The 25,332-nt window shown below is 56.7% G+C and carries 27 protein-coding genes; 20 read left to right on the forward strand and 7 right to left on the reverse strand.

What is annotated here, in order from left to right:
• Nucleotides 1-251 precede the first annotated feature (251 nt).
• Genes ABWV42_RS12130 through ABWV42_RS12140 form a run of 3 tightly spaced genes read left to right on the forward strand, consistent with a single transcriptional unit; the run spans nucleotide 252 to nucleotide 3,008 of the window.
• Nucleotides 252-917: a sigma-70 family RNA polymerase sigma factor gene (locus ABWV42_RS12130; protein ID WP_353340331.1), complete on the forward strand. Its 666-nt coding sequence runs from the start codon at nucleotides 252-254 to the stop codon at nucleotides 915-917.
• Nucleotides 918-920: 3 nt separating this feature from the next.
• A complete protein-coding gene (locus ABWV42_RS12135; RefSeq protein ID WP_353340332.1) occupies nucleotides 921-2,324 on the forward strand; it encodes a flagellar hook-length control protein FliK in 1,404 nt (467 codons plus the stop codon).
• 15 nt (nucleotides 2,325-2,339) lie between these two features.
• Nucleotides 2,340-3,008, forward strand: coding sequence for a flagellar hook assembly protein FlgD (locus ABWV42_RS12140; RefSeq protein WP_353340333.1), 669 nt, complete (start codon nucleotides 2,340-2,342; stop codon nucleotides 3,006-3,008).
• A gap of 6 nt (nucleotides 3,009-3,014) precedes the next feature.
• Here ABWV42_RS12140 and ABWV42_RS12145 read toward each other — a convergent pair whose 3' ends face one another.
• Genes ABWV42_RS12145 through ABWV42_RS12165 form a run of 5 tightly spaced genes read right to left on the reverse strand, consistent with a single transcriptional unit; the run spans nucleotide 3,015 to nucleotide 6,532 of the window.
• On the reverse strand, nucleotides 3,015-3,485 hold the full coding sequence (locus ABWV42_RS12145) for a flagellar biosynthesis protein FlgH (RefSeq protein ID WP_353340334.1): 471 nt from the start codon (nucleotides 3,483-3,485) through the stop codon (nucleotides 3,015-3,017).
• A gap of 9 nt (nucleotides 3,486-3,494) precedes the next feature.
• On the reverse strand, nucleotides 3,495-4,283 hold the full coding sequence (gene flgH, locus ABWV42_RS12150) for a flagellar basal body L-ring protein FlgH (protein ID WP_353340336.1): 789 nt from the start codon (nucleotides 4,281-4,283) through the stop codon (nucleotides 3,495-3,497).
• Entirely contained in the window at nucleotides 4,280-4,933 is a 654-nt protein-coding gene (gene flgA / locus ABWV42_RS12155) for a flagellar basal body P-ring formation chaperone FlgA (RefSeq protein WP_353340337.1), read from the reverse strand. Before flgA ends, flgH begins: the two co-directional genes overlap by 4 nt.
• Nucleotides 4,934-4,985: 52 nt before the next feature.
• Nucleotides 4,986-5,771 (reverse strand): flagellar basal-body rod protein FlgG, encoded by a 786-nt coding sequence (flgG, locus tag ABWV42_RS12160; protein ID WP_255104295.1) that lies wholly within the window; start codon nucleotides 5,769-5,771, stop codon nucleotides 4,986-4,988.
• A 23-nt stretch (nucleotides 5,772-5,794) separates the two neighbouring features.
• Nucleotides 5,795-6,532, reverse strand: a complete 738-nt coding sequence (locus ABWV42_RS12165) for a flagellar hook basal-body protein (RefSeq protein WP_353340338.1) — start codon at nucleotides 6,530-6,532, stop codon at nucleotides 5,795-5,797.
• A gap of 133 nt (nucleotides 6,533-6,665) precedes the next feature.
• Between ABWV42_RS12165 and ABWV42_RS12170 the strand changes: the two genes are divergently transcribed.
• The 4 genes from ABWV42_RS12170 (at nucleotide 6,666) to ABWV42_RS12185 (ending at nucleotide 12,451) form a co-directional block, all read left to right on the forward strand.
• Nucleotides 6,666-8,480: a tetratricopeptide repeat protein gene (locus ABWV42_RS12170; protein ID WP_353340339.1), complete on the forward strand. Its 1,815-nt coding sequence runs from the start codon at nucleotides 6,666-6,668 to the stop codon at nucleotides 8,478-8,480.
• Nucleotides 8,481-8,609: 129 nt separating this feature from the next.
• Complete coding sequence (locus tag ABWV42_RS12175; protein ID WP_353340340.1) at nucleotides 8,610-9,908, forward strand: flagellar hook protein FlgE; 1,299 nt, start codon at nucleotides 8,610-8,612, stop codon at nucleotides 9,906-9,908.
• A 27-nt stretch (nucleotides 9,909-9,935) separates the two neighbouring features.
• Nucleotides 9,936-11,357: a flagellar hook-associated protein FlgK gene (gene flgK / locus ABWV42_RS12180; protein WP_353340341.1), complete on the forward strand. Its 1,422-nt coding sequence runs from the start codon at nucleotides 9,936-9,938 to the stop codon at nucleotides 11,355-11,357.
• 11 nt (nucleotides 11,358-11,368) lie between these two features.
• Complete coding sequence (locus ABWV42_RS12185; RefSeq protein ID WP_353340342.1) at nucleotides 11,369-12,451, forward strand: flagellin N-terminal helical domain-containing protein; 1,083 nt, start codon at nucleotides 11,369-11,371, stop codon at nucleotides 12,449-12,451.
• An 18-nt stretch (nucleotides 12,452-12,469) separates the two neighbouring features.
• Here ABWV42_RS12185 and ABWV42_RS12190 read toward each other — a convergent pair whose 3' ends face one another.
• On the reverse strand, nucleotides 12,470-13,183 hold the full coding sequence (locus ABWV42_RS12190; protein WP_255104306.1) for a response regulator transcription factor: 714 nt from the start codon (nucleotides 13,181-13,183) through the stop codon (nucleotides 12,470-12,472).
• Between the two features lie 214 nt (nucleotides 13,184-13,397).
• Between ABWV42_RS12190 and ABWV42_RS12195 the strand changes: the two genes are divergently transcribed.
• From ABWV42_RS12195 to ABWV42_RS12210, 4 genes are all read left to right on the forward strand, one after another.
• On the forward strand, nucleotides 13,398-14,534 hold the full coding sequence (locus ABWV42_RS12195; protein WP_255104308.1) for a flagellar basal body P-ring protein FlgI: 1,137 nt from the start codon (nucleotides 13,398-13,400) through the stop codon (nucleotides 14,532-14,534).
• Nucleotides 14,534-14,845, forward strand: coding sequence for a rod-binding protein (locus tag ABWV42_RS12200; protein ID WP_255104310.1), 312 nt, complete (start codon nucleotides 14,534-14,536; stop codon nucleotides 14,843-14,845). The genes ABWV42_RS12195 and ABWV42_RS12200 overlap by 1 nt, the downstream gene beginning before the upstream one ends.
• A 20-nt stretch (nucleotides 14,846-14,865) precedes the next feature.
• A complete protein-coding gene (locus ABWV42_RS12205) occupies nucleotides 14,866-15,363 on the forward strand; it encodes a flagellar biosynthesis protein FlgI (protein ID WP_353340343.1) in 498 nt (165 codons plus the stop codon).
• 131 nt (nucleotides 15,364-15,494) lie between these two features.
• Nucleotides 15,495-16,367 carry a flagellin N-terminal helical domain-containing protein gene (locus tag ABWV42_RS12210; RefSeq protein WP_255104313.1) on the forward strand — a complete coding sequence of 291 codons (873 nt, stop codon included), beginning with the start codon at nucleotides 15,495-15,497 and terminating at the stop codon, nucleotides 16,365-16,367.
• Nucleotides 16,368-16,518: 151 nt separating this feature from the next.
• Here the strand turns inward: ABWV42_RS12210 and ABWV42_RS12215 are convergent, their stop codons facing one another.
• Complete coding sequence (locus ABWV42_RS12215) at nucleotides 16,519-17,889, reverse strand: FliI/YscN family ATPase (protein ID WP_353340344.1); 1,371 nt, start codon at nucleotides 17,887-17,889, stop codon at nucleotides 16,519-16,521.
• A gap of 71 nt (nucleotides 17,890-17,960) precedes the next feature.
• Between ABWV42_RS12215 and ABWV42_RS12220 the strand changes: the two genes are divergently transcribed.
• From ABWV42_RS12220 to ABWV42_RS12260, 9 genes are all read left to right on the forward strand, one after another.
• Entirely contained in the window at nucleotides 17,961-18,311 is a 351-nt protein-coding gene (locus ABWV42_RS12220) for a flagellar basal body protein (RefSeq protein WP_353340345.1), read from the forward strand.
• 12 nt (nucleotides 18,312-18,323) lie between these two features.
• Nucleotides 18,324-18,734: a flagellar basal body rod protein FlgC gene (gene flgC, locus ABWV42_RS12225; protein ID WP_255104319.1), complete on the forward strand. Its 411-nt coding sequence runs from the start codon at nucleotides 18,324-18,326 to the stop codon at nucleotides 18,732-18,734.
• 10 nt (nucleotides 18,735-18,744) lie between these two features.
• Nucleotides 18,745-19,077 (forward strand): flagellar hook-basal body complex protein FliE, encoded by a 333-nt coding sequence (fliE, locus tag ABWV42_RS12230; protein WP_255104321.1) that lies wholly within the window; start codon nucleotides 18,745-18,747, stop codon nucleotides 19,075-19,077.
• A 34-nt stretch (nucleotides 19,078-19,111) separates the two neighbouring features.
• Complete coding sequence (locus tag ABWV42_RS12235; protein ID WP_255104323.1) at nucleotides 19,112-19,381, forward strand: flagellar biosynthetic protein FliQ; 270 nt, start codon at nucleotides 19,112-19,114, stop codon at nucleotides 19,379-19,381.
• A 2-nt stretch (nucleotides 19,382-19,383) separates the two neighbouring features.
• Nucleotides 19,384-20,193, forward strand: coding sequence for a lytic transglycosylase domain-containing protein (locus ABWV42_RS12240; protein ID WP_353340346.1), 810 nt, complete (start codon nucleotides 19,384-19,386; stop codon nucleotides 20,191-20,193).
• 41 nt (nucleotides 20,194-20,234) lie between these two features.
• Nucleotides 20,235-22,298, forward strand: coding sequence for a flagellar biosynthesis protein FlhA (flhA, locus tag ABWV42_RS12245; RefSeq protein WP_353340391.1), 2,064 nt, complete (start codon nucleotides 20,235-20,237; stop codon nucleotides 22,296-22,298).
• Between the two features lie 2 nt (nucleotides 22,299-22,300).
• Nucleotides 22,301-23,056 (forward strand): flagellar biosynthetic protein FliR, encoded by a 756-nt coding sequence (locus ABWV42_RS12250; protein ID WP_353340347.1) that lies wholly within the window; start codon nucleotides 22,301-22,303, stop codon nucleotides 23,054-23,056.
• Between the two features lie 6 nt (nucleotides 23,057-23,062).
• Complete coding sequence (locus ABWV42_RS12255; RefSeq protein ID WP_255104328.1) at nucleotides 23,063-24,193, forward strand: EscU/YscU/HrcU family type III secretion system export apparatus switch protein; 1,131 nt, start codon at nucleotides 23,063-23,065, stop codon at nucleotides 24,191-24,193.
• A gap of 130 nt (nucleotides 24,194-24,323) precedes the next feature.
• Complete coding sequence (locus ABWV42_RS12260; protein ID WP_353340348.1) at nucleotides 24,324-25,289, forward strand: response regulator; 966 nt, start codon at nucleotides 24,324-24,326, stop codon at nucleotides 25,287-25,289.
• Nucleotides 25,290-25,332: the final 43 nt, after the last annotated feature.

The following is a 25,332-nucleotide window of genomic DNA, read 5'->3' on the forward strand; positions in this document are numbered from 1 at the left end:
GGCAGCGGGGCTTTCTTGTTTTGGATGGTCCTGTTTTTCCCAAGGTGCCGTATGATTCACTTGATCTGACAACAACAAACCGCGCAGCCAAGGACAGTTTAATTAAGAATAAACAAGAATTAACCATTCTTTAATCACATATATCTTTGCCAATTCGGGGAGTTATGGTCTTTTAGCATCAACGAAACGTTATGATTTCGATGAGGCAGGCAATGACTATTTCTTACGTGGAGGCCCGGGCGGCCCCACTCTTGGAACGCGAGAAAGAGCGTTATTTGTTACGTGAGTGGCAACAAAAGGGCAGCAAAGCCGCATTGGAGGAGCTCGTGGTTTCCCACGCAAGGCTCGTCTATACCATTGTGCGCAAACTCAAGTGCTCGCAAAACGATCAGGAAGAAATGATTTCCGAGGGGCTGTTCGGACTAATCAAAGCCGCCAACGCCTTTGAGCTCGACCGCGATGTCAGGTTCTCGACCTATGCACGCTGGTGGGTGCGCAACTCGGTTGCCGCCGCGAACGCCCGTCTGAATTCCGTAGTTGATGTTCCGTATCAACCCAAAGACGACGATGACACCATTGCGACCTTCATGCCCAAGGACCTTGCCTATATCGATATGGAAAGCGAAGGCGTCGATGCCTTTGAATCTCCTGATCCGACACCGGAAGAGCAGATGATCGTGGAATCGTCCCGTCTCAGAATGCGGGAACACATCGTTCACGCGATGGAGAACCTCTGCGAGATCGAACGGGATGTTGTGGTCTCGCGCAGCCTGTTGGCACGCCCGGCCACGGTTGAGGACTTGGCAAGGCGCTACAATGTCAGCCGTGAGCGTCTCCGGCAGCTTGAACGGCGGGCTATGGCGAAATTGAAATACGAGCTTCTGTCACGCGGAATATCGTCGGTCAGGGTTGGATAAGAAATGAACAGTGTTGGCGCACTTTTGGTTGGACAGTCCGGTCAAGGAACCGGCGACGCAGGCACGCAGGCTGCGAACCAGACCGGTTTCGGCGCTATGGTCACCCCGTCTCAGCCCAAAGACATACCGAATGGCACCCCCTCGAAACCGGCGACTGCATCAACCAGCCAACAGAGTGAGCCCCTTACAAGCGATACTTCAAACCTGCCAATCGTGGTGGCCGCACCCGTCATGCAGCCAAACTCGACGCCCGTAAACATCACCGCCCCAGCCGCGGTTTCGCAAGATCAGGTTGTCGGGACGACAGGGAACGTTTCGAGCATGGAAATCGGCAACATTCAGGTGGCTGCCAACACAACACGAGATCTTGGCGTTCCTGACCAAACCGCTAAGGCGGTGACCATCGCTGTCCAAGCTGACACGCAAAAGCCTCTCGGAGACGTCCCTAAGCTGGCTACCACTCCACCAGCCGCAACAACGCCGCAAATTGAAGTACCGGGTGCTCCCTCAACCCAGTTAGCGGGCACAAACCAAACCCAGGCCCCTATTGTAGGTGACGCTCAACCCAAAGCCGCGATCAGCGGTCCAGTCACCACTCCCTTGGCACCTGTTCCGACTCAGACATCGTCAGCCAAAGACTTGTCCGTTAAGGGTAAGGGCCAGCAGGTCTCACGCGTAGCCGATGCCACGATACATGGCATGACACCCGCCCACGCGGGCGAAACTGAAGACGCTCTTCAAACGCTTTCTGACGTGGAAATCGCGACGAGCAACGACGCCGCAGACACGAGCCTTCGTGTGGATGTGCGGGATCTAGCATTCGCAAAATCCCCCACCAATACGGCCCCACAATCTGCCAGCGCAGCGCCTGTTGCAGTTGCCAATGTCAACGCGGAGAGCCCGCAAAGCGCCGTGCGCCCGGACCCGCTCACGCCGGCTCCACTGACCGTCGATAGTGTTCAAGGCAGCCAGCCGATCGAAACCGCGTCTCAACCCGAAGCCGCAACGGGCCCGAAACGGTTCGCTGAGGCTATCACATCACAAATCCGGGCCGCCGAAGTGACGGAAGGCCGGACGCGTGTCGAATTGAATCCCAAGGGTCTTGGCAACATCGACATCGATGTCATCGCGGACGCTGACGGAGACCTGAAAGTCACTGTGCGGGTCGAGAACCCGGCGGTGTTGAACAGCCTTCGCGACGGACAGACCATTCTATCCGAGGCGCTTGGCATGTCGGACAAGACGTCATTCGAATTCCAGCAGCGTTCACAGGAAGAGCGCTGGCAAATGGCGGATCAATCGCGCGGACACCGGAGCGGAACTGGCGAGGAGGACTTTGTTGAAACAGGCCCCACGCAACAGCATGAAGACCTGATCCAGGGTGATCAGCTTGATATCGTCACGTAGAGGACGGAGATAAAGATGGACATCAACGGCGTATCCACTGGCACTCAGCAAACGACACAGGCAAGCGCAAACGCGCTTTCCAACCTGAGTGAAGACTACACGCGTTTCATTACGTTGCTGACGGCCCAGATTCAGAACCAAGACCCACTTTCCCCGATGGACAGTACCGAGTTTGTCTCTCAACTCGCACAGTTGAGCCAGGTGGAACAATCCGTCCAAACGAACGCAAATTTAGAGACTGTTGCTGCGCAAATCGCGTCATTGAACGCTATGACAGGCGTCAACATGATTGGCCGAGACGTCACCTTTGGCTCCAACCTCGTTGAACTGGATGCCGAAGGAAACAATCAGACATTTTATCAGCTACCGGTGGAAGCCGTAGAGATCGAGGCCGTGATCTCAGATGCGGAAGGCCATGAGTTCAGGACTCTCTCGAACCTCTCAGGTGACGCGGGACGAGAAATCGCGTTCGATTGGGATGGCCGTGACAACATTGGTCAGGAAGTACTGCCCGGGGAATACTCTGTGTCTTTCACCGCAAAGGATGCTGCGGGCGAGTCCGTACCCGTCTACGTTTTCCGGACCGCCGAGGTTAAGGAAACCCTGCTGGATCAGGGCAACCTTTACTATGGTGTCTCCGGTGGCGAAGTACTGTCGTCAGAATCCGTCCTGAGCATCCAGTAAAGCGTATCACTCTCTCACGCTGACGCTTGCCGTGATCTGGTTGACACGCGCCGTGCGAACCATCGGATAGGTTTGATATAGCTGGCGCACTATTTCTTCTGCGAGAAAGCGTTTGTCGAGAGTCTCGAGATCTTCGGTATTGGCCCACAGGGCCGTTTCCGCCATCTCGGCGATTTCCCGGATCGTGGTGTCGCGCAATTCTGCGCGCCCCATCGCGCCGTTCATCTTCTCGAAGTTCGCGGAACCCGCCATGTAGACATCAATGTCGAACAAGAGATGCACGCTCCGTTTGCGCTGAACAACCTGAAGCGTGAACTTGCCGAGCGGCATTTTGTAAAGGACTTCGGCAGGCTTCCCGCCATCCACTTCCGACGGCGAGGTCGGCGGTGGTGGGCGAAACAGATAGGGTTCCGCAAAGAAGCCGGCCGCCGCGAAAATCACGGCGCCGACCACGGAGATCAAGGCAAACTTAAGCATCTTACCTCATCAATACGGCAGGATGACCTCGAGGAAATCCTGTCCATAGCGCGGCTGCTGCACCACCGAGAGCTGTCCGCGACCACCATAAGCGATCCGTGCCTCGGCCACTTTTTCATAGCTGATGGTGTTGTTGAGGCTCAGGTCCATGGACCGGATGATCCCGGCAATCCTCAGTTCGCGGAGCTCCTTGTTGACCTTCACCTCCTGACGCCCGGCAATGACAAAGTTGCCATTGGGCAGCACCTTGATGATCACAGCGGCCACACGCAGGCTGATCTTCTCATTCCGATCAATGGACCCGTCACCACGTGTCGAAGAGCTTGAGCTCAGATCGATGATGCTGCCGCCGGTTGGAAGATCGGTCTCATCAACACCCGGCAGCAGCTTCTCGATCTGCGATCCATACCCCAGGAACGAAGGATCAGCAGCGCCCTGAGCATTGCTCCGAGAGCGCTCCGACGTATTGCTAAGCTGCGCCTTATCGTTGATTTCGATTTCGACCGTCAGAAGATCCCCGATATCCTTTGCCCGGCGGTCGCCAAAAAAGCTGCTGGTGTTGGTTTGCCAAAGGCTAGAGGCTTCCGCGCGCTGGGGTGTGCGCGCGTGCTGTCGCTGGGGCATCGGGATGCTAATCCGGTTTGCTTCCGGGACCGTTGTCTCGTCAAGCACCAGGTTCGCCATTGTCGGATCGCGCGCCTCTTCGTATTGCGCGCAAGCGACCAACCCCGTGGCCAAAGCCAGTGCCATCCCGGCACGCCCCACGTTACGTTGGTACTTGCTCAACTTGCCTGTCACTGAAGAACCTCCACGATGCCTTCTTGTCTGGCGATTGCCGTTATCGTCTTATTGCTGGACAGATTTACCACGCGCACGTCTTGCCCGAGATGCGCATCTGTCACCGCACGTCCTTTGGCCACGAGTTGCAGGGCGCCATGCTTGAGCTTGATCTTCACCTTGTCCCCTCGCGCGATGATGATGGGAGGGATCACCGAGTGACGCGGCACCGGGCGGCCGGGCACAAGCATGCGGCGCACCTGCATGCCCACCAGCTCTTCCGGATCGTCAATTGCAAAGGCACCCAGACGTCCCCACGGCATCTCGACGATCCTGATGTCTGCCTCGGTCACGATTTCATCGGGCATCTTTCGTTCCATCGGCACAGGCACCGGCACCGTCAGAACAGCAGCCCCCCAGACACGGTAGACATCAGCCGTTTCGGTGACGACATTAGCAATGAATTTTCCGGTTTGCTGATCAATCCAGAACTCGCGAATATACTCGCCTTGATCGATCGCAAGGTCCTGCATGCGGATATCGAAATACCCACGCTGCGGCATGGCCGCTCCGAACTCCTGCTCGGCACGTTCGGCAACAAGGTCGGACACGCTCGCGGCTTGTGCCGGCAGAACATGGCCCAACCCCGCGCAACATACCAAGGCCGCCATCGTCGCGATGGCCCTGATCCGTCTAGGGAAATTGGGAGCGCGCAGTTTCATCTTACTTGATCTGGTTGACCGTCGACATCATCTGGTCGGCGGTTTCGATGGCTTTCGAATTCATTTCATAAGCGCGCTGCGCCGAGATCAGGTCGGTGATCTGCTGGATGATGTTCACGTTCGAGGCCTCGAGAAACCCTTGCCGAACCATGCCAATACCGGGATCTCCCGGCACCACCTCTGTCGCCTCACCGGACGCCGTGGTCGCCTCGAGAAGGTTGTCACCGATCGGCTTCATACCTGCCTCGTTCAGGAAGGTCGCCATTGTGATCTGGCCCAACTCCACTGGGGTCGGATCGTTTTCCACATAGGCCATGACAAGACCCTGCTGGTTGATTTCGACCTGCCGGGTGTTTTCCGGGATAACGATGGCCGGCTCGACCTCGAACCCATTCAGCGCCACAAGCTGACCTTCACTGCTCAACTGAAAGCTGCCTGCACGGGTATAGGCCTGTGAGCCGTCAGGACGGTTCAGAATAAAGTAGCCTCGTCCCTCGATCGCGAGATCAAGGGGGTTTTCCGTCTGGATGAGTCCGCCCTGGCTATTGAGACGGATCACACCGGCTGCCTGCACCCCCAAGCCAATGTCGGTACCGACTGGTCGGGATGTGCCATCCTCAGAGGTCAGCGCTCCTTCGCGTTGCATGGTCTGGTAGATGAGGTCCTGAAAAGCAGCGCGTCCGCTTTTGAAACCCGTGGTATTGGCGTTCGCAATGTTGTTCGCGATCACGTCAACGTTTGTCTGCTGCGCCAGCATGCCCGTGGCTGCAATTCCCAGTGTTTTCATGTCACTGCTCTCCTGCCTCTAGTTTACACGCGACCCAATCGCTGAATAGCCTGTTTGGTCAGATCGTCTTCTTCGCCGATCAGGCGGAGCGAATTTTCATAGGCACGCTGGATGTCGATCATGCGTGTCATCTCGATAACCGGCTCGACATTGCTGGATTCAACAAAGCCCTGAGCCACACGTGAATTCTCGGCGGGCTGGGCCGCTTCGGCTCCAAGCGGTGAAATATAGAGTCCCTGCCCAATAGGGTGCATGAGCGCATCGGCCTGAATGTCATAAAGCCCGACCCGCCCCAAAACCGCGCCATCGGGTCCGGAGATCGTTCCGTCCGGTGCAATCGTAATGTCCTGCCCGACATCGTTGGGCAGAATGATGGGCGCGCCACCGGCGTCCATCAAAGCGTGCCCGGATGCCGTAGTGAGCCGTCCGTTTACGTCGACAACCAGCCGGCCATTGCGGCCATAGGCTTGCTCGCCATCCACTTCAAAGCCGAACCAGCCATTGCCGGACACCGCGAGATCAAGCGGGTTTCCGGTGGGCATGATCGCACCCTGGGTCGCATCCAGATAGCTGCCGCGATCCTGAACATAGCTGATTGCATCACCACCAACCGTCTCGGCCTCGGCATCCACGGTTTCGAACACAGGGCGGAAGGCCTTGTATCCCGCAGTGGAGGCATTCGAGAGGTTATGAGCCGTCGCATCAAGGCTCCGCTCCAATGCTGAAGCATAGGACAGTGAAACGTAACTGATGTTGCCCATTCTTACAGATCCATGCTCAACGAGAGTGCCGCCAAGAAAACAAACACTCCAATTCATTTATTGCATGAATATCTATCCATTGATACAAGAATAAATCAAGCGGTAACTTCTTTTGGCAAGCACAACCCAAAGAATGAAAAAGCTAACCGGTACTCTCCTTGGCCTCGCCTCGCTCGTGGCCCCCAGCGCTGGCGTTCCCGCCACGGAAAAAGCTGTGGCCGCAGAGAACCCGGTTTCCGCGCCCGAATTGACTGACAGACTTCCCAAACGCCAGCGGTTGCGCCACATGGATCTGCAATACTGGCCTTGGAACACGTTCCACGCCGACTTCTCTCAGCAGATCATTACGTTGAGCAGCGCCCACGGTCCCGAACGACCGGAAATCCTGCTGAACCTTGCCGAGATTTACCTGACCCAGATGATGCTCTACGAGGGGCGCTCTGTTCTGGAGGGCATAAAGACGGCGAACTCGCTGCAGGAGACACGACGCCTTGTCATGCTGCAAGCAATTGATCTCCTCCAAGGCGATCCCCTGGAAGACCCAGACACGACGCCCCTGCTCTCAAGATCGCGCCCTGATCGTGCCTTTTGGCTTTCCCTGCATGCAATCGCAGTTGGAGATGGCCCGTTGCTCGACGAGAACCTTGTCGAGGGCTTCATTGGCATGGCGCATCTACCCAAGCCGGTTCTGCGCGTCGTTCTCCCCCTCTTCATCGAAGCCGCGGTCGCGCTCGACAAGAAAACACTCGCCAGTGAGGCCATCCGCTTGATTGATGAGTTGCCGGACCTGTCGACCGCTCCCACAGGTTTTTTTCTGCTTGGCCGCGTCGCCGAGCTGAAGGGGAATGAGAAGACAGCGCTGGACGCCTACTTTGAGGCGTCAAAAGGGTGGGACAGATCAGCCGCGCGCGCCCGACTGGCGCTCGCGGATATGGCGCTTCGTGACAAGGGGCGCGGCGCACTTCTTGCCGCCCGAGACGTTCTCGCGCACGGCGCAGACTCGTGGCGGGGCGATAACTATGAGCTCGAAGCGCTGGAAAAACTGGCCTCGGTCTACACAAAACTGGGCGACGCAAAGGGCGCCCTTCAAACCTACGGCAAGATCAACGTTCGGTTTCCGGTATCGAACGCCAGCGAGGAAGCCCGCGCCAACGGAACCGAACTTCTGGGCAAGGTCTACCAACAAGGCGCGGATGGCGAAATTCCCCTCGCAGTCTGGGTCGACGTCCACCTAAAGATCCTCCCGCTCTACAAGGAATACCCGGCCTTTCCCGAATACGTGGAAATTCTTGCCGACAAGGCACTCTCGCTTGGAGGCTCGAGCCTCGCGCGCTCCGAATATCAGCGCGCACTGCTGTTGCTCGAGCAAAACTTTGACTACTTCAACATTCCAGTCCCGGAAGATCAGAAGCACCGCCTCCTTCTAAAGCTGGCAAGGTCACAAAACATGATGGGCGACTTGGCAGAAGCCCGTGACACGCTGGACCGGATCGACGTCAAGGAAAGTGGCAGCTTTCGCGAAGACGTATTTGCTCTCAAGGCCGAAATCCTCGCCGAGATGGGGGATCGAGACAGGTTCATGAGAACCTATGTTGCCAATCCGGACGCCGAACAGCTTCGCAACATGGCGCGCGCGTTTCTAGATCTGGAAGATTGGGACGGAGCCATCAAGTTCTACGAGCGCTTGAAGTCAGAGTTTCCGGATCAGTTCATGGCTGAAGATGCCTCCTATCTGCTGATCGCAGCCAAGAGGCAAGGAAACCTGAAAATCGAAGAACAAATCGTCGCCGACTTCCCTGGCCTTACGGCGTCAAGGGAATGGATAGACCTTGCCAAAGGTTTACAAGAAGTACCCGCCGACTTGCTTCCACTGCGCAAGGATTCAGCCCAAAGCCGCCTGAACAGCCTGGATAGGGCTTTGGAAAAAATAGAAAAATCAGGACTCTAGTTAAACGTGCATGAAAAGGAAAATGCTCTTTTAAATGTTGCAATTCTTCAATTCTTTAACTCTCCTTAAATTTCAAAGTAATACTTTGCTAAAGTAAGAATTACGACAAGAACAAAGAGGCAGATCGGCATGAGCATTTCCAGCGCGCTTCAAACTGGCGTAAGCGGCCTTCAAGCCAACTCCCGGGCAGTCGGCGGCATTTCCGAAAACATCGCGAACGCAAATACCATCGGCTATCGCCGCGGTTTCTCGCAAATGGTAACCACCACCGCATCCGGCGGAAGCGGAACCGGCGTTCTCTCTGTCGCCTCGGTGCAGCGGCTCGACATCAACAGCTCGGGCGGCCTGATCTCGACAAACTCGCCAACAGACATGGCCATTGGCGGCAACGGGTTCTTTTCGGTTTCGCTCCGTCCCAATGAAACCATTCAAACCAACTATCTCCTGACGCGGGCCGGCTCGTTCCTGCCCGACGCCGATGGCAATCTGGTAAATGCCGCCGGCTACTACCTAGCAGGCTACCCTTACGACCTCAGCGGTTCGATCGGCCAGGTTGACCGCAGTTCTTTTGCGCAGATGGAAACCGTAAACGTTGGCAACATCAGCCTTTCTGCAGCCGCCACGACCAGCATTTCGGCAAGGGGAAACCTACCCTCGAATGTGTCGGGCGACCCGACAGCCGATCCGGTCATCAGCCAAACTGAATACTACACGACGCTTGGGGCGTCGGAATACATCAACTTCAGCTGGCAATCGACGGCGAACCCAAATGAATGGGTCTTGACCCTGGAAGACACCAACAACGCGCCACTTGGTAGCGTCACAGTTCAATTCCACGATTCCGGAGACACGGGCGGCACGCCAGCCAGCTACTCAAATATTACAAATCTTGCCACGGCACCCAGCGCCTTTGCATTTGACGCGACGACCGGGGTTGCCACACTAACTTTGAACAATGGCACCGACCCTCAAGTCCTTGAGCTGGACCTCGGCGCACCCGGCACCTACAACGGCATCACGCAGTTTGCAGGCGACTCCGGCATGACATTTGATCGTAACGGCTCAAGCGTCGGGGGGCTGATCCGCTATGAGATCGACGAAGCTGGCACCTTGTTTGGCGTTTTTGACAACGGACAGCGCCGCCCCCTCTACGAGATTCCGGTGGCAGTTGTCGCCAACCCGCACGGAATGATCGAGATGAAGGGCAATGCCTACGGTCTGTCTGGTGAAAGCGGGGCCTTCCTGGCGAGCCAAGCGAACTCAGGCTCGGTTGGTGCCATTAACGCCGGTGCATTGGAGGCGGCAAACGTCGACATCTCCAAGGAAATGACAGATCTAATCGAGGCACAACGCGCCTATTCTACCAACGCAAAGGTGGTTACCACCGTGGATGAAATGATGGAAGAAACGACCCGTCTGAAACGATAGTTGATCTGACAATAAGTAAGGCATGAGATGACGAGTCTCACTACCGCCCTCTATTCTGCAAAGAACGGACTGTCGACCACCCAGTCGCTTTCGGCAATCACTGCAGACAACGTCGCCAACGCGACAACGCCGGGTTATGCTCGGCGTACAGCCGTTCTGGTTTCAGGTGGGCCAGATCAAGGCGGAGCCATTCTCAAGGAAATCCGCAGGGAAGTAGATAGCTCACTCGTGCGCATGTCGCGCCTTGAAAACTCCAAGATGGCGCATCAGGAAGCCATTCACGAGGGATTGCGAGGATATACCATCTATTTGGGGCAACCCGGAGACGGGATTTCTCCGGCTGAGAAGTTTTCTGCCTTTCAAAACGCCATGACGACGCTTGCGAATTCGCCAGCATCGAACGGTGCCCAATCCGGAGCCGTCCTTGCCGCCGAAGATCTGGCGGCTTCAATCAGGGGGGCAAGCAACACGCTTGCCAACACCAAATCCGAAGTTCACATGGAAATCCGCTACGAGGTCGCGGATCTGAACCAGGCGCTATACGACCTTGCTTCTCTCAATCAAACCCGCCGGGACTTTTCCAGTGGATCGCTGGAAGCAGCACAGTTTGAAGACAAGATCGAAGGGCTGCTGGACCAGATTTCGGGCATCATCGATATCCGCACCACCCGCTCGAACGACGGCACCCTCAGCGTGTATACCTCTGCCGGAACCGCGCTTCTGGAAGGCAAGCGCGTCAACGATGTCACCTACAACCAGGGCACCGGTACGCTGCTGGCCGGAGAGCAGGACATTACGCCCAACCGCGACGGTGTCCGGGGACTGCGCGAAGGAAGCCTTGCCGGCCTTATAGCCCTCAACCAAGAGATACTGCCACAGTTCCAACTCCAACTGGACGAATACGCGCGCAGCTTGATCGAGGCGTTTGAAGATGCCGACGCCTCCCTGACTGCCGGTCAGGCAGGTCTCTTTACCGACAATGGTTCAGCCTATGATCCTGCGAACCTGTCAGGGTTGGCCGGCAGGCTGCATGTCAATGACGCCGTAGAAGTTGGCGTTGGTAGCGAAGTCTGGCGCTTACGTGACGGGATTGGCGCCGCACAGCAAGGTGATGCTTCGAATGCAACCCAGATTCAGGCATTCCTCGACGCGATGGGGCAGGCGGCCAACGCAGACCCGGGAACAGGATTGCCATCCTCAATCACGCTTGCCGACTTTGGTGCCGAAATGGTCACCGCCCAGTCAAATGCCCGCGCCAGGGCCGAAAGCCAATACAACGCGGCAAGTTCTGCGGCGGCTGTCGTTCAATCGGCCCGTCAAAACGCAGAAGGCGTAAACATCGATGAAGAGATGCAAAAGCTGATGCTCATCGAACAAAGCTTTGCAGCGAATTCCCGCATGCTTCAGGCCATATCTGAAATGATGGATACGCTCATCGCTGCAGTGTAAGGAACGGTACCATGCCCTGGTCAGTGGGACGCCTCTCAACTTTACAGTTCAACCTGACAAACAGGTACCACGTTTCTCGCACCTCGATGGATTTGCAGCGGGCTGGAGAGGAAGTGTCTACAGGTCGGCGTGCCGACGTCTTTGCCGATCTAGGCCCTCGAGCAGCAGGCACTATCAAGCTGCGCGCAAGGGAAGAAGAAACTCAAAACTACCTCAAATCAAACGAGCTGCTTGGCAACAAGCTGTCAGCCATGCTGACCTCGGTCGACGCAGTTCGCGACCAGGTTCAGGGCGTTTTGGAAATGGCCCTGGCCAATGCTTCGAGCCCCGCCAACGGCGGCCACACTCTTAAATTGCAGGCACGCGCGGCAATGGAGAGCGTCGTTGCAACGCTCAATATCAAATACAACGGCGAACACCTGTTTGCCGGCACTCAAAGTGACAACGCACCACTGATGCGTTGGGAACAAACCAACCCTGACACGGGGCTTTCACCCGAAGGTGTTGCAGCGGGCATCGTGGCGCCAGGGATCACGGACCTAGCCACAGCACAGGCAATGGCGGCCGAGTTTGACACTGTTTTTGCCTCTGCTGATGCCAGCAATCCGGACCGCAACTTTGAACAGACATTCTACGTCGGGTCTCCGCAGCTTGATGGTTCCAATCAACCCTATGACCGTGTCGTGGCACGGCTGAGCGCAGGTCAGGAACTGAGCTACGGTGCGCAAGCCAACGACGACGGCCTGCGTGACATTTTACAAGGGCTTTCGATGCTGATCGCCGTCGACGCCAGCACCATCAATGACGATGCGGCATATAAGGATTGGATGGGCAACGTCATCGACTCGCTGTCAAAGGGGCAGGAAGGCGCTTTGGCAATCTCTTCGCAGATCGGCTTTAATCAACAGGTCGTCGAAACAGCAAAGACCCGCCTGACCGACCTTTCCCTTGTCCAGCAAACCCAGATTTCAGCGTATGAGACAGTGGATCCCTACGAAGCTGTCACCCGGATGACAAATCTGGAAACGCAACTGCAAGCAAGTTACGAAGTTGCCGCGAGGCTCTCTTCACTATCCATACTTAACAGGATCTGACCTGATATAGCGCGGACGTCAGGACGCCCGGTGCATCATGTCCATGTGGTCCGGCGGCGACAGCTTGTAGCCGCGGCCATGCACCGTTTCGATATACTGACATCCACTCTCTGCAGCCGCCGCGATCTTTTTGCGCAGCTTGCAGATATAGACGTCAATCACCTTGTCAAACGGCTGATCCGCGCTCATGCCGTACACTGCATCATAGATCGCACTCTTTGACGTAACGCGATGCGAATTCAGCACGAGATGGCGAAAGATCGAATGCTCTCGTTTGGAAAGCTTGATGCGGCTGCCCGACACAATCGGGTCCCGGCCGTCAAAATAGGCTGTCATTTCGCCCAAGACCACGCTGTCAGCCGCATGGCCATGAAACCGGCGAATGATCGAGTTGATGCGGGAAAGAACTTCACCGCCCTTGATTGGGCTGACAATCACATCATCAGCGCCGTTATCGAGGAGGGCCGAAGTATCACGGAAGTTCCGGAAGTCACGTAGAACAATAACAGGATTTGAGCACCCCGCCTTGCGTAGTGCGCGAATGTTCTCATGTACATCCTCGGATTCGCCGATCAGGATTGGACGGCTATCCAAACCGGGCTGGCGCAACGCCGACAAACCTGCCTGAAAGAAATCCCGCCCAACAAAGTGAGATTCAATGCCCACATGGCTCAATTGATTGGCCAAGGCCTCGTGGCGCTCCTCTCGCGGTTCAAACACAAAGACGCGCATGAACTTCTCCGGCAATTCTTCGTTTCGCTACACTGCTCATGGGCACCAAGTATAAATAGCAAGAAAAACAATTCAACATATTATTCTTGTAAATTCATTGATAGATGAATTAATACTTACTTAATGGAAATTTAATCATGACTCGACATGAAGGAAAGGTGAAGATTTGTTCTTCCAAGCGCCAAAAATCCTTCAACACCTGGCCCCTGCGGCTATGGTTTTGGCTGTCGTACTGGGTTCAACGACGGCCGGCGCAGAAGTGCGCCTAAAGGACATCGCCGGATTTGAAGGGGTGCGCGAAAACCACCTGATCGGATACGGGCTTGTCGTAGGCCTGCTAGGCTCGGGAGACAAGCTCTCGTCCAGCCCCTTCACCCGCGAGTCGATAAAGGGCATGCTCGAGCGCCTTGGGGTCGCGAACCTCGACAGCGATTCACTCAAGACCAAGAACACGGCCGCCGTCATGGTAACGGCAAAGCTGCCGCCCTTTGCCCGCCGCGGCTCACCGCTGGACGTGACCGTGTCGTCCCTTGGCGATGCGTCAAGCCTGCGCGGCGGCACACTTTTGGTCACGCCGCTTTCCGGGGCTGACGGAGAAATCTATGCCGTCGCGCAAGGCGCCATTGCCACCTCCGGCTTTCTGGCTCAGGGCAACGCCAGCAGCGTAGTCGAAGGCGTGCCGACAATTGCCAAAATCGAAAACGGTGCAATTGTCGAGCGTGAGGTTCAGTTTGAACTAAACGATATGAACAGCCTGCGCATCTCATTGCGCGACCCCGATTTCACCACCGCCCGCCGTGTGCGCAATGCGATTTCCGGTGCCCTAGGCGAAGCCACCGCCAAAGTTCTGGATTCCGGCACGGTGGAAATCAGCTTCCCGGGTAAGAAAGGGCGCGATCCGGAACTGATCCCCGAACTCATCGCAGACATCGAGAACATTGCCATCCAACCGGATACAACCGCCCGCGTGGTTGTTGACGAAAAATCCGGAACGATCGTGATGGGTGCCAACGTTCGCATCAGCCGCGTCGCCATTACCCAGGGCGGCCTGACGGTTCGGGTAAACGAGAGCTTCAACGTCAGCCAACCCAACCCCGTGAGCGCGGGCGGTGACACGCTGGTCATTGCAGGTGAGCCCATTAGCATCGGCGGCACAACTGTCGTGGTTCCGGAGACCGAGATCGACATTCGCGAAAGCGACCGGCGCTTCACAATCCTGCAGGGGGACGTAAGCCTTCAGGAGCTCGTTGATGGCCTGAACGCCATTGGAGTTGGTGCGCGTCAGACCATTGCGATCCTGCAGGCCATCAAGGCCGCGGGGGCACTGCATGCAGATCTGGAGATTATCTGATGTCCAATCTTGAAATGCCTCCCATCTCTCCACTGGAAGCGGCCAAGGCGCAGGCCAATCAGGCCTCGCGTGAAAAGAACGTGGCGGAAGGCTTTGAAACAGTCTTCCTCACCCAATTCGTGGAACAGATGATGGAAACGGTGGACCCCAACGCCTTTGGCGGCGAGAAGCAAGCTGAAATCTGGCGGTCCTTCCTCTCCGAAGCAATTGCCGAAAAACTCACCGAGCAGGGCGGGTTCGGATTTGGCCAAAGCGTCGAACAGGCGATCTCATCCTACCAACAAGGGAGCAAGTTGTCGGGCGGTAGCTGACGGCATTTGTAGAACAAACGATGGCAGGTATTCGAAAGTTCAGGTTTGGTGAACGGCGCGAGGCACGAGAGAACGCGAGCGCATCGGGTGACGTCGTCCTGACCAATGAGGACGAACAGAACCTTGATGCCTTCGCTGAGACTCTGAAGGAAACGATCCAACTGCTTCGAGAGGAAATCGAAGCAATTAACAGCGGCAAACTCGGCGTTGTGAGCGAATTTTTCGAGCGAAAATCCAAATTGATGAAATGGTTGGAGCTCAAGACCCCCCTTATTGAGCCATTTTTGCCACATCAAACGGCCCGCGAAAAAAAGATTCACCTTTACCTTGAGGAACTTAAAGAAGCCGCCGCCACCGATGGTGAACTGCTGTCCCGCATGTCTATTGCCGCAAGAAGTGTGGTGCGCGAGATAGAAAAAGCAAGTGATCGCAATGGCTTGAGTGGTATCTACGGCAAGTCCGGGCAGAAACTCGGCGCCGCATCAGAGGGCAACTTGCGCATTGATCGCGAGTTCTGAGACTGGGTGCCTTAATTTTGACACAGGTTTCTTAACCGCGCTTTAACCTCACGCTCAATATTCGTGTTACTGATTAGAAAATCAGATCAGTCAGAAGACTGACAATAATGAGAAGTTGAGGAGAGCATTAAATGTCGTCCATTCTCACAAACAATTCGGCGATGGTCGCCCTGTCCACGCTGAAAATGGTCAATACAGGCCTGAATGAAACCCAAAACCGCGTTTCGAGTGGCCTTGCCATTCGCTCCGGTAAGGAAAACGCAGCATACTTCGCCATCTCGGAAACGATGAAGGGCGACAGCGGTATGTTCAAGGCCATCAACGAAGGCCTGACCTCGACCAAGAACTCGGTCGCGACCGCACGCCTTGGCGCAGAAACCGTTGCTGATCTTGCTGAACAGTTTGTTGAGCGTGTTGCCTTTGCACAAGGTAACGGCATCGACCTCGGCGAAGTTCAGTCGGAACTGGGCGAACTGGTCAAGCGGATGGATTCCGCGATCAAGCAAGCCACCTTCAACGGTGACGACCTGGTCAACGCATCGAGCGACGGTGCTACCGGCAACGCCGCAACCGTAAGCGTCACCGCGATTTCTGGTGTGTCTCGCGCCGGCGGTTCGTTCAGCACCACCACCATTTCGTTCACCGGTGTCGACCTCGCATCGATCCGTGGCGATATGACCAACACCGACACCGGCTTTGCAGCCATCGACGTCTCGACTTCGACCGACCTGGCCGCCGATCTGGCGACCGCGGAAGGCCTCCTGTCGAGCGCGATCGCGGCAGCGACTTCGCTGGGTGTTACCGAAAAGACCGTTGAAGGCCAGCAGGCATTCCTCGGCAGCCTGACCGACACACTGGACTCGGGCATCGGCGCAATGGTCGACGCGAACATGGAAGAAGAAGCCGCCCGCTTGCAGGCCTATCAGGTCCAGCAACAGCTTGCGACGCAGTCTCTCTCCATCGCGAACCAAGCACCTCAAAACATCCTGAGCTTGTTCCGTTAAACGCAATAGGGGCCTAGTGGTTTCCACTAGGCCCCAAAGCGAGTGACAGTAACGAGTGATTTGTTTTCTTTCTCGCCAGAGAAAGCCAGCCTCGACGCCCTCCAGTCGGGTTGAGCCGGTCGCTGCGCAATAGCGGCCGGCATCAAGAGTGTCAGCTGACCTGTTTATCGTCAAAGAACTCTCTTAGAGGATCGTCTATTCCGGCCTCCAAAAGCAACCTATAAATTTCCGCAAAGCTCTGATCGGGTGTCATTTTCTCGGATCTCTTCTGAGAAAGGAACGCATTTGCCGCCTTGAAGAACCGCTCCGCCGCTTCCAGTTCGGGATCTGAGCCCGGCCGATAGGCACCAACGCGGATCAACTCCTCCATGTCCGAATACCGCGCAAGCGCCTTTCGGGCGGACGACATGACCTCGTATTCTTCCGGCGAATGGCACTGCGGCAGCATCCGCGAAATGGATCTCTGAACATCAATGGCCGGAAAGCGGCTCTGCTCGGCAATACGACGATCAAGCACGATATGGCCATCAACAATGCCGCGAATGGCATCGGCGATCGGTTCGTTCATGTCATCACCATCCACAAGCACGGTATAGATTCCGGTGATGTCGCCCTGCCCTTCCACGCCCGGGCCGGCCCGCTCCAGTAGGTGTGGCAACTCGGAGAACACGGTTGGAGGATAGCCCCGCGTGGTGGGTGGCTCACCACTGGACAGACCGATTTCGCGTTGCGCAGTTGCAAATCGCGTCACGCTATCGAGAAGCAACAAAACCTGCCGGCCAGTCGACCGAAAGTATTCCGCAACCGATGTCGCCGTCCAGGCTGCCTGCCGACGCAACAAGGGGGCTTCATCACCAGTTGCAACCACGACCACTGACCGGGCCATACCCTCCTCGCCCAGATCTTCCTGAATAAACTCGCGAACTTCCCGACCACGCTCACCGACAAGTCCGAACACGACAACGTCGGCATCCGTATTGCGCGCCAGCATCGCCATCAGGGTGGACTTACCGACACCTGAGCCCGCGAAAATACCCATCCGCTGACCACGGCAAATCGGGGTGAAGACGTCGATACACTTGACCTGGGTCTGAAGCTTTTCCCCAACACGACGGCGCTCGAACGCGCGCGGCGGATGCGCCTTTCGGGCAAGGCGCTTGCCACTTCTGGGGCGCCTGGGCGTGTAATCCAGCGGCCGGCCCAGCGCATCAACTACGGTACCAATCCAGCTTTCATCCGGCGAAATCGCATCATCGTGCTGCACAAGTTCAACCGGATCGCCTACGGCAACTCCATCCCAGCTGCCGTAGGGCAAAAGCTGCAGGTCATCATTGCGCGCTCCAACAACTTCGCAATCAATCACACCCAAACGGCTATGAACTCTGCACCGCTGACCAATGCCCGCAGCCCTCTCCAGGCCCGAGGCACTTAGGGTAAGGCCAACAATTGCGCTCACATGCCCGACTATCCTTGATGAACTCAAGGAATAAATCGATCTATGTAGCGATGCGAGAGCATTCATATCAAGAATAAACCCTTTATTAATTCTTGGATACGGTGCTATACTTGCTCAAATAGCGACGGGAGTCCATGATGAACTTTGGTGACGTCAACCTTTTTGACCTTGCATCCAAGCGCCTGCAATGGCTCTCGGACCGTCAAAAAGTGCTCTCCGAAAACATCGCCAATGCCGATACCGCAGAATACCGCGCACGGGATGTGGAGAGCTTTCAAAGCTATCTGAGCAACACTGAAGACACGAGTCTGCCCCTAAACGCGCAGATTGTCGAAACCAAGACCGCCTGGGGCGAGGACTTTTCGGGCAACAACGTCGTTCTCGAGGAACAGATGATGGAAGCCGGCTCAACATCTGGCCAGTACAAGATGGCAGCTGGTCTCTACAAGAAAGCCCATCAGCTTATCCTTGCGGTTTCCGGAAACTAGGAGGGCTGAACGATGGATTCACTAAGATCGATTTCAGCCACCGCCGCCAGCGGCATGCGGGCACAGTCAGAGCGCCTGCGGGTGGTTTCTGAAAACGTTGCCAACTCGGCCACCACAGCCGAGAACCCCGGCGACGATCCATATCGCCGCAAGGTCATCTCGTTTGGCACCGGCACGGATGAATCCACCGGCGCAGCGATCGTCACTGTTTCGGAAATCTCGCGCGACTTGAGCAATTTCAAAGTTCTCTACGATCCGGCCCACCCTTCGGCGGATGACAACGGTTACGTCAAAATGCCGAACGTCAATCCGTTGATCGAGATGAGCAACATGCGCGAGGCCGCACGTGGTTACGAAGCAAACCTGTCGATGATGGAACGCGCACGCGAGATGCGTTCGCTCCTGATTGATCTGTTGGGATAAGAGGTAAGAGATGACGGATTTTGCTGCCATTCGTTCGTCAAGCGCCGTTCAATCGGCCTACAACAAGACGCGCAGTCTTCAGAGCGACAAGACGAACCAGGCCGATCAGGGCAATACGACCCAGGGCCCCGACTTTTCCCAGATGGTGTCAAAGGCGGCCTCCAACGCTGCGGAAACCGTTCGTCAGGGCGACCAGACGGCCATGGCGGGCCTGACGGGCCAAGCAGGCATTCAACAAGTTGTCGAGGCCACGATGGCGATGGAAAGCACGGTCCGCGTTTCGGTCGCGGTGCGGGACAAATTCGTCGAGGCCTACCAGGAAATCATGCGGATGCCGATCTAACCCCGCGCAACAGGCGCTTCAGCAGGAACCCAATATGGACGCGGTCAGCACATACGAAATTCTTCGTCTCACCATTATGACCGTTCTCAAGGGATCGGGGCCCGTTCTTGCGGTTGCACTGGCCGTGGGTCTGATCATCGCATTCATTCAGGCCCTGACCCAGATTCAGGAAATGACGCTGACCTTCGTTCCCAAGATCATCGCGATCTTCGGAACCTTGGTCCTGACGCTTCCATTCATCTATGGGACGCTATCGCGCCTGTCGGAGCAAATCTTCGACCTGATCGCCAGCGGTAGCGTGTAGCCATGGCGCGCCGACGTACATCCCTTCTGGCGCTGGCAACGGCGCTTTTTGTCGTTTCGACAGGCGGGTCAGAGCAATCGGCACAGGCCCAGCTTTGGGCAGGGTTCTACAAGCCGTCTCAACCTGAGCCGACGCCTCAGGAGATTTTCGAGCTGGGCGACGACGCGGTGTGCCTTGCCGAAATCCTCGAAGCACAGTCCCGCTATGGGATTCCCGACAATCTTCTGTTGTCCATTGGCATCCAAGAGGCCGGACGGGTCGGGAAACGCGGCCTCACAGTCTGGCCTTGGTCGGTCAACGCCGAGGGCAAAGGCGCCTTCTTTCCCACCCGCGCAGCCATGCTTGACTGGGTGCGCAACCAGATGGCCCAGGGCGTGCGATCTATCGACGTCGGCTGCATGCAGATCAATCAGAAATGGCACGGCAAGGCTTTTGCTTCGCTTGAGGACGCAACAGATCCCGCCATCAACGTCGACTATGCCGCCCGCTACCTGCGTGATCTGTACCGCAGTGAGGGAGACTGGTGGAAAGCTGCCGGCCGCTACCACTCCGGCACCGAGAAATACCAGAAGATCTATCTCGACAAGCTGTCTCGCAACCAGGGGGTCGCCAATGCCAATCTGGATGGGTTTCTGGACATGATCGTCGATGAAACCATCGCGAATACTGTTCTGGTGGCCGAGGTCGCCCCCGTGACCCCACCCGCCGTGTTCTGGGGCAACCATCAGTCCGAAGAGACTGCTGCAACTTTCACGATCTACTCCAACAGCCCGATGCGGCCGATCATACCTGACTACAAAGAGATGTTCTGACAAAAATGAGCGCACGTGACGTTAACACCCCCCAATCCCTGATGCCCGGCTGGCTGCGCCAGACCGTGGGCAACCGGGATATTGCCTTTGCCATTGGCGTGGTGCTGATCCTTGCGATGCTGTTCATTCCGCTGCCGCCGTTCCTGCTGGATATCGGCCTTGCGGTTTCCTTGTCACTCGCCGTGTTGATCCTCATGGTGTCGCTCTGGATTCAGACCCCTCTCGACTTCAACTCCTTCCCGACGCTGCTTCTCGTGGTCACCATGTTGCGCCTTGCGCTCAACGTGTCATCGACCCGCCTGATCCTGAGTGAAGGCCATCAGGGGACCGGTGCCGCAGGTAAGGTCATCGAGGGGTTCGCAGGCTTCATCGTCGGGGGCGACTATGTCATCGGTATCGTGATTTTCGCGATCCTCGTGACGATCAACTTCATCGTGATCACCAAGGGTTCGACCCGTATCGCCGAAGTTGCCGCCCGCTTCTCGCTCGACGCGATGCCCGGCAAGCAGATGGCCATCGATGCCGACCTGGGTGCCGGTATCATTGACGAAGACGAGGCGCGCGCGCGCCGCAAGGTTCTGGAAGAAGAAAGCGCCTTTTTCGGGGCAATGGATGGTGCATCCAAGTTCGTACGCGGCGACGCCGTCGCCGGTATCATCATTACCCTGATCAACGTGATCGGCGGCATCCTGATCGGCATGACAAGCCACTCGCTCAGCATCAGCCAGGCCGCCGCGAACTATACGGTTCTGACAATCGGTGACGGGCTTATCACGCAGATCCCCGCGCTTGTTGTGTCGCTGGCCGCAGGTCTTCTTGTCACCAAAGGCGGAACCCGCGGTGCCGCAAACGAAGTTGTCCTGGCCCAGCTCGGTGGCTTCCCCAAGGCCCTCTACATGGCCGCCGCCCTTTGCTTTGGCGTCGGCTGGCTTCCCGGCTTCCCGGTAGCCGTCTTCCTGCCCCTGTCGGCAGCCATGGCAGCCATGGGCTACGTGATGCAAAAGCACGCGGAAAGCGTGAAACAGGCAGAACAGGCCGCAGCAGAATTTGCGGAATCGCAAGAACAATCCAAAGAGGAAACCGTCTTCGACCTTCTTCACGTTGATGATGTCCGGCTGAACCTTGGCACCGGCCTTGTTCCCCTGATCACCTCGCAAAACGCAGCCCTGCCCGGTAAGGTCAAAAGCCTGCGCAATCTTTTCATCAAGGACTTCGGTTTCGTTCTTCCCCCCGTCCGCATCAAGGACGACAACACCCTGCCACCCAACACCTATTCGGTCTCCCTCAACGAGGTCGAGACCGCCCGCGGCGACGTGCGTCCGATGATGATGATGGTAATCGACCCGGAAGGGAGCCAGATTGACCTTCCCGGCGAACAGACTCGCGAACCCACCTTCGGCCTGAATGCCGTTTGGGTGGACGAAACCCGCGCATCCGAAGCCGAGCTGATGGGTCTGACAGTAGTTGACCCCGAAAGCGTCATCACCACGCACCTGACGGAGATCATCAAAGAGCACATGCCGGAAATCCTGAACTATTCGGCAACTCAGGAACTGATCGAAGGGCAAAGCAAGGAATATCAAAAGCTCCTGTCCGACAGCGGCTCGTCTTCCGCCGTCATGCTGCAACATGTGCTTCAGGCGCTGCTGGCCGAGCGTGTCTCGATCCGCAACCTGCCGCGCATCATCGAGGCCATTGCCGAAGCCACCGCGACAACTCAGAACATTCGTCAAGTTGTGGAACATGTCCGCGGAAAGCTCTCGAAGCAGATTTGCCAGTCTCTGATCGATCCCCAAGGCCACGTGCCGGTGATCACCCTTGGCGCAGATTGGGAGCGCGAACTGACCAACTCGGTTTCGAACGCCAATGGCGAAGAGACGTTCATCATGTCGCCCCAGCGAGTTCAGGAGTTTGTTCTTGCCGCCCGTCAGGAAATCCAGCGGTTCTCAAGCGGTGATCATTGGCCGGCGCTCTTGGTCTCGCCCTCCGTCCGACCCTACGTGCGCTCGATCTTCGAACGCGTCAGCCCAATGACCCAAATCATCTCGCACAACGAGGTACACCGCAAAGCCTCGCTGCGCACGATGGGCACCGTGGGACAATAACCATGTCGCTGGAGGACATCGTTTCCGCCCAGATCTTCGGCTACTTCGTGGTCGTGGCCCGGCTTGGCGCGGCCCTCATGTTCATGCCCGGTTTTGGTGAAACCCAAATACCCGTGCGCGCAAGGCTATCCTTTGCACTCGTGCTTTGCGCCGCACTTTACCCGGTCACCCCCGTCCCGGCTTTCATTCCGGAATCCCCCGCCGCAGCAGCTGTGCTTCTGGGCCTCGAGGTCACGGTGGGTCTCTGGATCGGATTGACGGCCCGCGTCCTCCTCGCCGCCCTTCAGTTCGCAGGCTACCAGGTCGGACAGGTCTCGGGACTTGCCAACGCCTTCGGCCCTTCGCTTGGCTCTTTCGAAGGCGCCACGCTTGTCTCGACTCTCATCCTGTTGGGCGGGGTCGCTGCAATTTTCGCCACGGATGCGCATCATGTCATCCTTATGGCGCTTCTGGACAGCTACAACGTATTCCCGCTGGGTCGCATTCTGACCGGAGATCTGGCCGAACAGATCGTCAAGGCTGGGGCGCACAGCCTTTACATCGGCACCATGATCTCGGCCCCCTTCTTTGTCATGGGGGTTGTGCTGAACCTCGGTATGGGCCTGGCCAACCGGATGATGCCCCAGCTTCCAGTTTTCTTCGTTGCGGCCTCTATTCTGATCGCCGTCGGCCTACTTATCCTCGCCGCTGCAATCCCCAGCGTGCTAGACTTCTTTGTACGTGATTTCATCCGTTGGTTTGCCAACTTCACCGTCTGAGGCACCATGAGCCAGGAAGAGACAAGCGACTCCAAACCACACGAACCAACCGAAAAGCGCCTACGGGACGCGCGGAAGAAAGGGGATGTGCCGTCGTCACGCGAGACCGGCAACATGATGGTAGTGTTGTCCCTTCTCGGCATCACGATCTTTGTATTGCCCTGGCAGTCAGCAGATCTCGCCGAGTCGCTTGCAATCCTGATCGACAACTCGGGCCGAATTTCTGTTGGAACAGGCCAGGCGGGCGTTACCCGCCTGGGCGAGGTGATGTTCGAATTCATGATCGCCCTCGGCTTCGTTCTTGCGCCGATTTTCGGCCTTCTGGCTCTCGGCGGCTTGTTCGGTGTGATGATCCAGGGTGAGACCGTCTTCTCACTTGAACGCATCACGCCAAAGCTCAACAAGATTTCGCCGCAACAGGGCTTCAAACGTCTCTTCTCCGGCAGCGCCCTTATCGAGTTTGGGAAAAGCCTGTTGAAGGTATTTGTCGCTGGCGCGCTTGCCCTTTGGGTGACCAACAAGGTCGTGGCCGGCATGATGGACAGTTCGGGCTTCCTCCCCGAAAGCCTGCCGAACTACCTGCTCGAAGCAGCCCGTCGCCTGCTTGTCGCAATGTCGATCTTCCTCATTCCACTCGCCCTGCTCGACATCGTTTGGCGTCGGTTTGAATGGCGCAAGAAGCACATGATGTCCCACAAGGAACTTCGCGACGAAATGAAAGAAGCGGAAGGCTCGCCAGAACTCAAGGCCAAGCGGGCCCAGGTACGTCGCGAGCAATCCCAGAAACGGGTCGCACTTGCCGTGCCAGAGGCAAGTGTCGTTCTAACCAACCCAACACACTATGCCGTTGCCTTGAAATACGAGCCCGGCACCGACCTTGCACCGCAATGTGTGGCCAAGGGCGCCGACCATATGGCCAAACGCATTCGCGAACTCGCCTTCGACAATGAAATCCCGGTTGTTGAAAACAAGCCCCTGGCGCGCTTGCTGTATGACACGGTGGACCTTGATGAAGTTGTCCCTGTTGAACACTGGGCCGTTGTTGCAGAAATCATCAGCTTCGTACTCGACCTGGAAAACAACGTGCATCGCCAACCACCTGACGGCTCGTCCCTGAGGACGCTGGCGGATGAGTAGTCCACCCTCCCGGACTGTTCCTTAAAGAATTGACTCGATAGCCCCATTTTCGTCCCATTTTTTTGCGATCACTGGAATCGGTCTTTCCCGAAGAATCGGAGACTGCACAGCGAATCCAGGAGCCGCATGAATGCGCATTTTGGTTGTGGACGATGATGAACTGTTCGTAGACCTGATCTGCACAGCTCTCACCAGTATGGGATTTCAAATGCCGGTCTGCGCATCGAGCGCGGAAGAGGCATTGCAATTGGCCATACAAGAGCGGGAACCTTTCAGCACTTTCCTTCTCGACATCAACTTGCCAAACAAGAATGGCGTGGACCTGTGCCGGGAAATCCGACTCCTGCCAAACTACCGCATGACTCCGATCATCATGATCACGGCCAGCAAGCAATCCGATCTCATGGAACGCGCGTTCGAGGCCGGTGCCACCGATTTCGTCGGCAAACCGATCGACGGCCTCGAGCTTGGCACCCGCGTCAAGATCGCCGGAATGCTGAACGACAGTATCATCCGCGAGAAGCGGGCGATGTATACGCTGGAAGATCTGACCGAACTCACCCGCGTGCAGTTCGACGAGATGGTCTCGCTGCCCAATATCGAAGGCGTCGTCGACTATCCGGTTCTCGAGAACATGTTGCTCCGTATGGCCCGTGCCTGCTATGCGATGTCGATTTTCTCGATCGAAGCCATGTCGGCAAAGGATGTCTATGACCGCGTCGCTCCGCCCTACTTTGTTGGCTACCTGAAGAAAATCGCCTCGATCCTCTCGGAAAGCCTCTCAGGCGACAAAACGATCATTACCTACGCTGGCAAAGGCGTTTTTCTATGCGTGAAGCAAGGCCGCGATCGGCTCGACCTCATGCAGGTCGAAGACCGCATCGAGAAAGCGCTCGATGCCCAATGGAACCCTGACGCGACCTTCGGGATCAAGACACCTTATCTGGCGGTGTCTGCACTCTCTCGCAAAAGCGTCTGGACCAACCAATCCGCACTGGAAGCGATTCAAGGCTTTAAACAGTCCCTGGCGCAACGCGATGAACACGGTTTCCCAGAAGCGGACGATGCCAACTGGTTTTCGGACCTCGGCCAATAAAATAGGCCGAGGTAACCCTCACAGTTACCCCGGCCTTCTGCTC

The organism is Pelagimonas sp. KU-00592-HH, assembly GCF_040369695.1.
In the GTDB taxonomy this organism is placed as follows: domain Bacteria; phylum Pseudomonadota; class Alphaproteobacteria; order Rhodobacterales; family Rhodobacteraceae; genus Shimia.